The organism is Pseudoduganella sp. R-34 (assembly GCF_049904655.1).
GTDB lineage: Bacteria > Pseudomonadota > Gammaproteobacteria > Burkholderiales > Burkholderiaceae_D > Rugamonas.
Genome location: NZ_CP184573.1, coordinates 118208 through 130896, shown reverse-complemented (window position 1 = coordinate 130896; position 12689 = coordinate 118208). Strand labels below are relative to the sequence as shown.

Genomic DNA, 12689 nt, shown 5'->3' with positions numbered 1-12689 from the left:
TTAGAATTGACCTACCATTGAGATACCGTTGTTAAATCATGTTGAAGCGTTTTCGCTGGTTCTTTCGGCGCCGGCAAGATCGGTGCCGCCGCCGCGGCTGTCACAACAGGGATAACTCCCCGACCAGTTGACAGCGGCTTATGTGCAACTTTCTGCAGGGCCAGCGGTGCCGCACTTGCCTTTTTGTTCCGACGCTTTCGAGCTCTTTGGAGCATAGCGTGGTAGGTTTGAAGCGAAAGTTCGAATCCATTGGCATTTAGGAGTTCGACTATCTTTTGGTGCGGCACGCCGCTCCGATGCGTTTCCTCGATCGATTCTAGGTGCCTCTCAAATCTTTTCTGCAGGCTAACTTCCGCCTTTGCTGCCAGCCCGGCGAAGTCGACAGCATTAGCTCCCTGTGCGGACATTCCGATTCCTCTACCACTCTTCGAACTTGTCAGGCTCGTGCTCTAACCGTGTTCAAAAAGTGTTCTGTAAATGTTCTGAAAGTGTTCTGTAAGTGCTTTAGACGTGTTTCAGAGTTGATCTGAAAGTGTTCTAAAGCTGTTCTGTACGAATCGTACGAAGGCGTGCCTGCGATACCCGTTCGAATCAGCAGGTAGTTCTCACAGGACTTGAAAGCCGTTGACTTTCGTCACGCCGGCGGTCTACTATCTGCACGTCGACAACTTCGGCATCATTTGCACCAAATTCTTCTCTTCGCTATCCGATGTGGAAAGCGAAGATTTCACCAGCCCGCGAAAGAGCGGCAAACACGCACTGCCCCACCTCAGGGGCGGATCTTCATGGCAGAGAACCTGGTCATTCGCGGACGCGAAGCCAGGTTTTTTCTTCCGTCACTAAAGAAATACTCAGGAACAGTGAGTGCCGAGAGACGCCAGTATTACCAGCGATAACCGGCTACTTTGGAATACTAAGCGCGCAGTGAACGCTTTCGCCAAAGGGGCAATTACAGCCTCCCCGGCCACCATCAACGCATCGTCAGACGCCTTTACAGGCATGACTCCCACGCCCACGTCGGCTTGAACCAGAACGACGTCTCCAGTGACCGCGAATACGGTCGCGAACCTCCCCCACAGGAAGCAATACGAGCGATGTGCCCATTTCGGGGCACTTGCTATGCACGGTGTGATTGGCACATCGGCAGGCATGCATATCGCGCCGCCCAAGGGCGAGATTCACACAATGACAGGTGCTAGCGCCACCTGAACTGCCCCGATAAGAGGGGCGGAAGCGCTACGCGAGAAACCGCGTAAGAGTTCCAGGCTCGACAGCAGTACGTCGAGTAACCGGCAGCAGCAATGCGTCGGCGTTCTACCAGGTCGCGATGATGGCTGGTAGTGCGAAATTAGTATTCTTAGGTTCGGGCCCATCACCCCGCGTTAGTAGGACTCGCAGCGGCATATCAGTGGCCACGGAAGACGTGGCCAGCGGTATGGCGCCTGCGGCATTGTTAAATTTTGAAGTGAGATTCGAGACATGGCAGACACACTGTTCCCGAAGCTGAACGCGATCTTGGCGGAGCACGCCACGCGTCGCGTTAACGGCAAGGTCGCGAGCCACAGCACGACCACCGGCGCCGGCCAGACCCTGCGCACATGCTTCGCCGACCTGGTAAGTATTGGCTACCGGCTGGAAGACCCTAGGAACCTCGGTGAGAAGCACGTAAAAGCCCTGTGCGTTCATTGGCACGGGAACGGACGGGCGGTCAGCACCATGCAAGAACGCCTGTCACGGCTGCGCATCTTCGCAGGCTGGATCGGCAAGCCCGGTCTAGTGAAGAGCCTGCCTGACTACCTGCCGGATGTTCCTGTGGCCGACCTGCGCGTGCAAAAGGTCACGAAAGTGAGCAAGAGCTGGACGGAAAATGGTATCGACGTGGCGGCAAAGATCCGCCAGGCCGACGAACTGGATATGCGATTCGGCCTGATGCTGCGAATGTCACTCGCATTCGGCCTGCGCCGCATGGAGGTAGTGCAGCTGCGCCCCTGGAAAAGTGATCATGGCGAGAAGCTTGCGATATACCACGCGAAGAACGGCCGCCCACGCGACGTATACATCGATACGGAACAGCAACGGAAGGTGCTGGACCAGGTCAAGGCGATCATCCCGAAATCGGGCCACCTTGGCTGGCCAAATACGACGCGCGGCACCAAGGCGACGCTGGAGTACAGCATTGGCCGCTACAACAAGCTCATGGCGAAAATCGGCATCACGCGCGACGAGGTTGGAGTGACCGGCCACGGCCTGCGCGCCCAGTTTGCGGAGAACGCCGCCCTCATCGCCAACCTGATACCGCCGACCTTGGGCGGCACCGGTGGGCAGATGTCGAAGGAAGACCTCAACGTCAAACGCGAGCAGGTCAGCGAGTTGCTTGGCCACAGCCGTGCGAGCATCACGGGTGCCTACTACGGCTCTTTCGGCCGCAATGCGACGCCGGACGAGGCTGACCGCTGCAAGATCAACATCACGAGCGGCCTAGCGAAGCTGGGCGACCAGCTGCTGGTGCCGGTGCCGCCCGAGCGCATGACCGAATGCATGCAGCTGGTGACCGAGTTGAGCATGCTCGACATCGAGATCACCGCGAAGGAGGCCCACCACCTCTGGCACATGCACAGCCTGCGTCACGCACACGACTGGATCAAGCCGCTCGAGGGCAATGCCGAAGCGATGGAAGTGGAGGCGATGAAGATCGCGAAGGGTGGGCGGAAAGAAGTATCCGCCAGATAGCAGTGAAACATGTCAGCGGCGCGAGTCATTTGCTCCCCGCTGACAAACACCTCGCCGCCGGCACCACCATCGCACTGTCAGTTCGGCGCCTGGCGCCGGCGAGAATTCAAACATAACGGACGGAGAACCTGATGCAAAAAGTTGAAGCCCAAAAAATCACCACGCGGGAAGCGCGGTATGTCTGCCGACGCGTCATAGCAAAAGGAGTCGTCGTCGCCTCGCTGCATCCGGTGATCGGCCCTGTCTACTGGGACTATTGCGATGAGTCTGACTGCAACGCCCCAGACCATTACGGCCTAACCGACAATTTGCGCAACGCGCACGTGTTTTCGACACGTGAACGCTCGTATTCCTATATCGCCGAATTCACTCGTCAGATTTTGGAGTGCAACGTCGAATATGACGACGAAGAATATGGCGATCTGGAAGACGAAGACTATCGCTGGGAGGAGCGCCGAACATTTTCGTGGACGTTCAGCGAATTGGCACGAAAGGCTCAGTGCACGGTCGAAGAGTTCGTAACGTGGGTCGGCACGACGCTGTGGGTCGAATTCGAATGCCCGCCCCGCGTCGAGTTCCTACGCGACATTAACGGCTTTGTTGGCTACCGTCCCGAATGGACGCAAAATTTGGACGAGGCAATGACTTTCGATAGTAGTGTCCTCACTTCCAGCGACGACTTCGATGTCCGCAGCTACGGGCGATGCATTCCGATCGGGGAAGCCCACGATATCGGGGCAGTGAAAAATCTCTCCAATCCATTTATTAATCACGCATTGGAAGCAGACGTGGCCTACACGCACTTCCGTCTCAATACTCGGTATCCGCCGCAGCCAAATTCGTGGGTCGGAAGCGATGAACGTGCGTTCCGCCACGCGGCTGCCGCAGGACGAATCCATGCTCTCCAAAAATCGAACCTCCCGGCTTCTGGACACATTGCGCCGTTTCCGGAACTGCGGAAGGTCTTCGAAATGAGCCAGAAGCTGACGCTGCACCTGATGGAGAACCCGGCGCCAGCCCAGGATGACGCTCAGACATCGCGCTAGATCTGGACTACCAAACTCCGAGCGCCAAGAGACCCTGCTCAATTGCTATGCCAATCGCGATCGTGCTACACTGCCCTTGTCGATTATTCGGCACTTTTCTTGGCGCCCTGCCGCAGCTGCAAGTACCAACACCGATTCAGAAATTCTCACTTTTCGAAGCCCACTGCGTGGCATCGAAAGATGCTGACTCCAGCCCCGCCTCTTTCTCCACTCCGCATCCCGGAACCGTCACAGCGAGATGCCGATGAAAACATCGAACGCGCTGGCACTTACGCGACCAGTTCTCGGTCACACTTCCAACACCAGTTTTAGGAGCAACACGATGCTTGTCACGCAAATAAAGGGTTGCCCTGAGGACTTCCTCGTCGGGCGAGAACTGACCGCGCTGGAAATTCACGATTACGACGGCAAGGTCGTGGCACTAATCGCTGCAACCGCGCCATGGACACCGCTTGCGTTGTTCGAAACGGTCGAAGCAAACCAGGAACTAATCGACGATACGGGGGTAGCCGACTTTTACCTCGGCGACCTATGGATCGGATCGACAGAGCTTTAAAGACGCCTTACAGAATCGCCCTGGGCGCCGGCACCGACACTTTGAAAAGAGTGTCGGCACGATCACTTAAGGCCTAGCGCTGTCGTTCCATCAACCCGTTCTTGTCTACTCACTATTCACCAGCGCCGTCGGCGCGCCGGCGAGTGGTTCCCCCTCTTTGAATTCATCTCCGCATTTGCGGAATTACACCTCACGGAAAAAGGCAACAAAAATGCAAACCAATGACATTACGGAAATCGTAAGACGAGCAGTGCAGGCCTTCGAGGCCAGTCAAACCGGCCGAGAGATCGACGGCGACGACTACCTGGAACCGATCGCCGAGGCAATCCGCACCTGGGTCTGGAATAGGAAGCACGTCGCCGATGTCCGTACAGCGATTCTTTCGCTGCCGTACGGGGCGGACACAGATTTGCTCACGCGCGCATTCCCGGAAATCGTCCGCAATTTTCAGCAATCAGTGCCAGTCGAGTACCGCGACCTGGCGCAATACCTTGACGGCGACCAACTCAATCGCATGCTGATCTTGGCCGTCGATGCTTCAAACCGAGCATTGGTTTCGACTATGTGCAGTGACGAAGCGGATAGCTACCAACTTGACGTCATGAGTTTCGACGAAGCGGTCTACGAATTGGCAGGTTATCTCCGCGGAGGGAACTTCGGGTCTGAATTGGACGATCCCGAAGTGCTGCTTCACTTGGACGCCGAAGCAGGTGTTGAAGCGGACGTCGACGGCACTAAAGAAGAGTGGGAAGCGCTTTCTGATGAAGAGAAGGCCAAAGAATGGGAAACCTTTCATGACCTCAATGCACGCGGCACGGCCGATGAAATGCACTTCTATCGAATACTGATGAATGCATTTCTTGTCGACTACGTCGGCCACTGAGCGCAGTGAAAGCGGATTTCACTTACATCCGAACCGCGAAAAGACGAAATAGTCAGACTAAAACTGCTACTTACCAGCGCACTTGCGTCACCAGCGCGTTCAATCAATCAACCCGCGGGGTCAGGCCCCGCTGGGGCCGCTCCAATCTATCGAAAGCGATCCCATGAATTCCCTTCGATCTCCCCCTTCAATTTCGCATGATCACCTAGTTCAGTCCTGGGATGCGGCCGTCCAGCTACTGAAGAACGCCGGCGTGTCCATTTCTTCCATCGACCTGGTCAAGGCTGTTGCGCAGCTGGATGTCGCGGTGGCCGGCCTCACGCCCTCGGACGTTTCTACCCGAGTCATCGTCGGTGCGCAATGTGCCTACGCTTGCATCGCAGGTAATCCGTTCAGCCTGGACGTACAGCTGCAGCCTGGCATGGCGGCGCCGACTTCCCTGCGCAACTCATCTCTCGAAAATCAGCAACAGGCAAAGCACCTGATCCGGCAAGCCATGCGGATGGAATACGCGGTTACCATCCTCGCCCTGCAAGACAAAAAGCCAGTTGCAGCTGCTGCTTGACCCTTGCATCATCGCTTCAAGAAATCCCGGCCCGATACCTTCACAGGTGTTGGGCCTTTTTGCATTTCTGGAGTTGAAGTGAACTGCCGCCAGAGGGTGTCGAAAAAAAAGACGATCGGGAGAACTCTTTTCGACTTTACGACGAAGAAATACCCGATACACTAAATTTGTCCAAACAATCATCGTGGAACCATGGCTTCATACAAACCAACCGTGAATAAACTATTTGATCGTATTGATGAATTGCTGTCCGCTTCGACACGGCCTGGTAGCTCTGCCGACATGAAATTCCTGACGCGACTGCGCGAAGATGCATCGCACAATCAGCGCGACTGGCAAACACGTCTCGACTCCTACATGCAGTGCCTCAAAGATCAACGAAATATTTCTGGCGCGGACCTGAATGAACTGCTGGCGCTGGCCAGCGAATGCCCGGAGCCGACGCCAGGAAACTGGGATCTGCTCGCGCCATTGGTGTGGTTGCTCGTCGGCGCCATGTCCGTCATGGGGTGGATGATGCTCGCCGTTCCAGTCCCATACCAGTTGTGGTTTACCGCTGCCGTGGCACTATTTGGCGGTCTCTGGGGCGCCAAACACTATCGCAGGCCGGCCAGCCAACCTTCACGACGCAAGAACCGCTTTCACCGACTATTCTTGATAGCTAGTGGAATTGTCGTCGGCGTCCTTGCTGCGGTGCACCTACCCCGCGGAGTAAAAGACGTCGTGGAAGTGATTGGCGAAAGTCGGCACGCGAAGCATGTTGCTGAATTCGAAGCAGCACCAGACGGTTTTCCTTTGTTTCAGAAGGTCGCTAAAGAGAACTACGGCGTCGGGGTGTTCCTGGGCGACATTAAGTACAGTTACCAGCTCACCACGTTGCACCTACCTGGTTCCTCGTCGGCTTCAATGAACCTGTCTCAAGGGTATTGTGAGCTGAGCATCGATCCATGGTCGGTGACCCGAGATTTCGGGCCAAAAAGTGACGCCGACCGCAAGACCTGGATTTTTGGCGTTCTCTTCCACGAACTGGGTCATTGCCTTGACGTCGGGCGAGATCTTCCGGCCATAGGTTCTTCCGGCGAGATGCACAAATTCTCATTGGCGCCGGTCGACTCTAAGGCAGTGAACGACCTTGGAAGCTATGTGGCCGCCACGAAGCGACAGTCAACGAATCTTTGGCGTGAGGCCTATTCGGACATCATGGCGATCGGCTACTGGAAAATCGCAGCACCTGGGAAGGCAGCAGCGTTGGCGAGCGAACTACGCAGCAAGCGCAGCGCCAATACCTTAGACGTCAACCACTCCACAACCTGCTGGATCGATAAGGCAATTCCAGCAACTGCGCCGGCGTCCCTCAAAGACCTACCGGCCTGGGCGGATGCTCTGCGGCTATCGGCAAGCTGTAAGGCGTAGGTTGAAGAAAAATGCGAAAGCGCATGACGCATATCTTTGCCGCTGCTCAGAAAAGCATTGTGCTTCCGGTGGCAAGTTTATGGGTCCAGACGTGGCGCTTTAACGCGATAGACTGCGGTCAGTCCTTCATCAAATGCCGGCGCCTGCCCTGCAGGCAGCGCACCATCAAAACCAACAACTGCCGCATCATCGCATTGGCGGATCAGCACCGTATCGTGGTACTCCGACGCCCCGGCACACGTGATCACACGGCCATTGAGTACGCCAACATTTTTCGCCTTGACGCTCTCCGCCGTAAATTCAAACTAGATTCCATTCGCCCTCGGCGCGCACGCCGTTGTCGTCGAAGGCAACTGCCTTGCCGCGCACCCCACCACTCCAGTGGTGCAGGCGGGCCAACAAGCGCCCTCCGGCTCCTTCTACCGCGAGAACGCCGCCTTCGCCGGCAGCGTCGTCCAGCGTGCAAGGGCCGCCTTTGAGGCCGTCCTGCCAACCCGTGCCATTTCCGCTCTTGAGTTTCCAGCCGCGCCCGTGCTCAACCTCCAGCACTATCTTGCCCTTCGCGCCCAAGTCGATGCGAATCTTGCTGCCTTTGAGCGCAGCGGCTGGAACCGGTTCGCCGGTGAGGATCGGACCGGCGAACTCCGGCAGCCACCGCACAGTCGCTTCGCCATCCTGGTGTGATGGGAACATGCCGGCAAGCAGAGCTTCCCAGCTATCCGGGTTCTGCTGGTCTATGGGATCGCTAGAGACCGTGCTCTGGAATTTGTAGATGTAACCTACTGCTCCTTGCGGCATCCGCGAGCCCCTCATGAACGCCTTGAAGCGCAGCGGCGGATACGGTTCCGTCTCGGTGATCGGTGCGCGGGTCGGCTTGTACACCCCCGCCAGTTGGCCGAGCGGATTCCCTTCGGGCGGCGCGGCGATATCGTTGACCCGTTCGAACACCAGCAGCAGGTGGAAGGTATTCTTTTCGACGGCCACCCGCTCCGAACCCGGCGTCCCGCCCAGGTCGCCCGCAGTGACGGGATTGAGAAGCAGGTCGCGCGAGATCCGCTCCACGCCGTACCCAACGCCGCTGCGCCAGAGCTCGATCATGTCGTGGTCCATCTTCATCGTCAGGTCTTCGTTGGCGATGGAGGTATGCCGGAAAGGTGTACCGATGAAGGTCAGCCAGTGCGCCTGCCCATAATCACTCAGCAGGAGGCGCTGGGCGCTTGCCTCAGGCAGCCGGGCCAGCAGGACCGGCCCTGGATCCTTGAATGACATCCCGCCGGTCGCAGCAGCCGTTTCATACGGCGAATAGCGCTCGACTGTTTTCCACTGCTGGCCGTCGCCAGCGAGCACCTGATCGAGTACCTGCAAGCCCCACAGCGCTTCCGAGGTGCCCTTCCAGTGCCCCTTGTGCCAGCTGCACAGGAGGCGGCGGGCACCGACGCGCGCCGGCAGCGAGAAGCCAGGCCCGGTGCCGAAGTCAAGAGCGAATTCGGTCTGTGGCGCATCGCAGATAGCAAAGTCGAAGGGAATGCGGTCGTCGCCGTCAGGCCGCCGTGCCACCAACCAGTGCTCATCGTCACCGGGAAGCTTGCCGCTGGCGGTCCAGTCTTCTCCCGGGTCGAGCAGGCGGCGGAGGCGCACCTTGGCCATAACCCAATACGTGGCCACCTCGGCGCCTACCGGGCGCACGATAATGGCGGTGTGCGCGACCTTGGGATTACGATCAGCGTCGAAGGTCAGCCCGAACGGTCGATCCACTTCCAGCCGCCAATCCATCGGCACGGTCTCATCAGACAGCACACTGCCATCCTTGTTGTAGTGCACGACATACGGCAAATCCATCTGTGCCAATTTGGGCAATGGGACACCCGCCGTTCTCCGTGCCTTGGGCTGCAAGGGCACCTCGGCCGCAGACACCGGGCCAGCATGCATGATCGGATTGGGTCCGATCTCGAACACATTGTTGATGCGCGTCTCTTCCAGATCCACGTCGACGATTTCACCGACCCCGCCAAAGCGCGCCTGTGCGTCGGTGCGGCACAAGGCATCCTCGAGGCATAATAAAGTGCCGTTGCCGGTCAAACGCGTGGCATTCTCGCCCGCTTCATAGGTGCGCACCAGCGGCACCGCCGCCATGACGGTGGGCGGCGCCAGCCGAAGCGCAGGGTCGCTCCAGTTCACCCGCGCGGCTACCAGCCGGCCGGTGGCCAATACCTTATCTTCGACTTGTGCTGCATTCTCAAGCCAGGCATCAAAACGGCGCAGGGGACGCAGGACGCAGGCGACGAAGCGGGCCCCGTGCAACCCCGGCAAGCGGGTGCGACATAGCTCGGCGGGCAACTTGGGCAGGCCAAAGCGCCAGTCTGGGAGCGCCACCGTTTGAAGCGTTTCCGCGCGCGTCTCGACCAGCGCATCGGTACCGGCGAACGCCTCTGACCAGTCGAGCAAGGTGGGCCGGCCCCTTAGCATGCGCGGCAAGGCCAGCGGGTAACCGCTCCAGTGCCAGTCGTAGCGCTGGACGAGGAAGCCCTTCAGCCAGGTTGCGTCGACACCACCGTCCACGCCGATGCGCGCCACCGCGTCGTTGCCATCGATCGCGTAAGCAAGCGCGGCCTGGGCCGCCTCGAGCGCGGCGAGCGTGCGGTCGACCACATCGCTTGCATCGGGTGCGCATTCGAACCAGTGTTCGCGTTCGCCGAACGCACGGTAGGGTGTACCGTCGGCTGCTTTGAACTCCGCGCTTGCGGAGGCGAAATTCGCCATCCGAGCCAGTGCCACCGGATTCGCGTTGACGGCAAAGAAGGCTTCGGGCGCCAGCGTCCAGAATTTCAACTTTGCGCTCGCGCCGGGCGCAAGCGTCAACGTCAGAGTCGCTCCGGTGGCTGTCGCGGTTGATACCGCATCCGCCTTGCAGATGAGCTTACCGGGCTCCATATACCCGGTGTGGCACTTCACGACCGGGGTGAGAACAAGTCTGTTGATGGTGCCATCAAAGAAGATCACCTCCACGCCGATGGCGCGCGCGGCAGGATGACGGGCTTTCCGCACTGCATGCGGACCCCGTTCGGTATTCTTGAAGGCGTCCAGCAAAGCCTTGCTGTCGGCTAACAACTCATGGTCAGTACGCGATTTCGAGGCAGGATCCCGCAAATGCTGGCCGTCATAGGCAATCACCTTGCGCTGGGCAATGTCGGCATTGAGCCAGCGTTCGATCACTTTCGGCGTGCCGTCCGGTGCCACCAGTTCCATCTCCAGTGCTGTCGGCGCTTTGGCGCGCCAGCCCCTGCCTTTCGGCCTGATCACGGCGACGCGCACCCGATCAGTCTTAGCTAGATCGGCTTGCTCGTGCCAGCCCCGCGCTTCACCTTCCATGTCATACGCATTGCTTGGCGGTTTGATCGTAATGGCCCCTGGCGCGACCCGGCACAGGTACCTGCGCCCGGCACTGTGATCGAACAGGCTGGCAACCGGATCTTTCAGGCTACGATCGTTGGAGCCCTTGCAGTCGGGGTCGAGGATCTTGCCGCCATTTCCGACCGGCGTGGCGCGCGCCCAGTAGCGCAGGCCGTAGGCCAGTTGCGGCGTCGGCCAGCCTTCGTACCAGCCGAACTTCAGTCCATCGACGCCATCGGAGTCGGCACCGCCGGCCAGCATGGCACCACTGAGTGCACTGCCGTTGTACTGGAAAGCCACCACGCTGCGCCCTTTCTCGCTGGTGGCGCCGACCGTGTCATGCATCCTCTGCGGTTTCTCGTCGGTGCCAAAATAGACCCATTTTCCGGCACCGTTCTTGATCTTGCACGCCAAGTCGGTCACCCACTGAATGCCAAGCACACTGTCGGGATCCTTAAAGCCTGCCGCCATGGCGATGGCATAGCCACGCAGCTGCTCGTCCTGCAGAGCTGTCTTGCCCGTGGCGGTCGCTACGACGACCGCCAGGTCGGCGTCTTCGGCTAGGCTCACGGGCGCGGCTTCGTCAGGTAGGCGCAAACGCTCGTGCAGGGCGACGATGCGCGCATCAATCACCTCGGTCGGCAGGTCTGCCGACGGCGGTGCGCTGCTGGCCAGCAGCGCCATGGCATGGGCGCAGCATGCGCCCAGTTTGGCAGGCTGGCTCGCCTCCGTGTCGCCGCGAATCCAGCCGTCCATGATCGTGTGCAGCTGGCCGGCGCGCGGGTCGGCTGAGCCCGATTTGCTGACCAGCCAATAGCGCCACCAGCCTATGAGCAATTCTGCCACCTCATGTTCACCGATGACATCGCCAAGCAGCGCGTACCAGTCGGCAAAGCGGCGCTCCCGGACCCAGAACGGCGACGGATTGGCCTGGGAATAGCGAAAGGCGGTGGCTGCCAGCCAGGCAAGCATCAGGACGCGAGCATCGGCAGCATGGTCCAGCAGCACGCCTGCTGCCTTCGCGAAGTCTTTGCTGGTGTTCGCCTCGAACAGCGGCTTCAGTGGCGCCAGCGTGTTCGATCCTTCTTTCACACCATCGTCATAGAACCTTTTCAGCTGATCAAAGGGCGAATCGGCCTCAGTCCAGGCGTCGAACAGGTCGTCGCCGGTGCTGGCGCTAGCACCAGGCAGGCGCTCCCAGAACATGATTTTTTTGCCATCCTCCATGCGCAGCAGGCCCGGGCCAAGCGCGCGGGAGAGCATCGCCTGCGGCAGCGCTGCATTTGCGGGCCAGGCGACGCCCTCCACGCCGGCGACCTTGCCCAGAAGAACCATGGGCGAAAGGGCAAGCGCTGCCCGAATCACGCGCGCGCCGACTTCACTGACTTCTGAAGGATGGAAGGAGGCGCCTATCGTCACATCATCCGCACCAGAGTTGTCTGCGAAATTGCTGACTACACTAAACGCCACATCGTCGAAGGTCTGGCCGTCGGTGTAGGCCGCCGTGTAGCCTACGGTCACGATTTTCGGTGCAGTGGCGGCGCTGTTCGCCGGCGTGAACACCACCGCCCTCCCGTTGACGTCGATATGAAACTGCGGCACATACACTACATTCCCGGCCAAGACCTCGCACTGGAATTGGCGAACCATGCCCAGCACATCCTGGCTAAGGATAGCCGGCAAGTGCGTCAAAGGCACGAACACATGCGGCAGGCTGGATTTTCCCCACTCCGCTGGCGGCGGCTGGTGGACTGCGTCGCCCTCCCCGGGCCACATGTGCTTGATATCGGTGGAAAAGACATCCGGGCAGCTGACGCATTTGCTGCGCAACTCGGCTTCGAGCAGCGCGTAGGCGCCTTGGCGGTCAATCGCCGTACTGTGGCCGGTAGTGGCCACCGGGTGCAGGCCGGAGTCGTCAACCGCCCACCATTGCTCGATGACGAAGCGCCAGGGCCACATCAGATTGCCAACCGCCGCGAACGCACCAGCGCCATCGCATTGGGTGGCGTCCCAGGGCATAACCCAGTTGACCGCGATCTGGCGTCCACCATCGTGTTCTCCCTCATCGTTTCCGTGCAACATCCAAGAAAAGGTAAATGGCATCGT

8 protein-coding genes are annotated in these 12689 nt (G+C 59.2%); 6 read left to right on the top strand and 2 right to left on the bottom strand.

Annotated features, from left to right (window positions below):
• Nucleotides 1–11 precede the first annotated feature (11 nt).
• On the bottom strand, nt 12–407 hold the full coding sequence (locus ACN9MW_RS31820; protein ID WP_426172436.1) for a hypothetical protein: 396 nt from the start codon (nt 405–407) through the stop codon (nt 12–14).
• 1072 nt (nt 408–1479) lie between these two features.
• On the opposite strand from ACN9MW_RS31820, the gene ACN9MW_RS31815 reads away from it, so the two are divergent.
• The 6 genes from ACN9MW_RS31815 to ACN9MW_RS31790 all read left to right on the top strand — a co-directional run bounded on the left by ACN9MW_RS31815 (nt 1480) and on the right by ACN9MW_RS31790 (nt 7193).
• A complete protein-coding gene (locus ACN9MW_RS31815; RefSeq protein WP_426172435.1) occupies nt 1480–2730 on the top strand; it encodes a tyrosine-type recombinase/integrase in 1251 nt (416 codons plus the stop codon).
• Between the two features lie 131 nt (nt 2731–2861).
• Entirely contained in the window at nt 2862–3776 is a 915-nt protein-coding gene (locus tag ACN9MW_RS31810; RefSeq protein ID WP_426172434.1) for a hypothetical protein, read from the top strand.
• A gap of 322 nt (nt 3777–4098) precedes the next feature.
• Entirely contained in the window at nt 4099–4332 is a 234-nt protein-coding gene (locus tag ACN9MW_RS31805; protein WP_426172433.1) for a hypothetical protein, read from the top strand.
• Nucleotides 4333–4543: 211 nt separating this feature from the next.
• Nucleotides 4544–5215 carry a hypothetical protein gene (locus tag ACN9MW_RS31800; RefSeq protein WP_426172431.1) on the top strand — a complete coding sequence of 224 codons (672 nt, stop codon included), beginning with the start codon at nt 4544–4546 and terminating at the stop codon, nt 5213–5215.
• 163 nt (nt 5216–5378) lie between these two features.
• Nucleotides 5379–5780 (top strand): hypothetical protein, encoded by a 402-nt coding sequence (locus tag ACN9MW_RS31795; RefSeq protein WP_426172430.1) that lies wholly within the window; start codon nt 5379–5381, stop codon nt 5778–5780.
• A gap of 192 nt (nt 5781–5972) precedes the next feature.
• Entirely contained in the window at nt 5973–7193 is a 1221-nt protein-coding gene (locus ACN9MW_RS31790) for a hypothetical protein (protein ID WP_426172428.1), read from the top strand.
• Between the two features lie 300 nt (nt 7194–7493).
• Here ACN9MW_RS31790 and ACN9MW_RS31785 read toward each other — a convergent pair whose 3' ends face one another.
• The gene (locus ACN9MW_RS31785; protein WP_426172426.1) at nt 7494–12686 is read right to left on the bottom strand and encodes a hypothetical protein; all 5193 of its coding nucleotides are present in this window, start codon (nt 12684–12686) and stop codon (nt 7494–7496) included.
• Between the last annotated feature and the right edge of the window lie 3 nt (nt 12687–12689).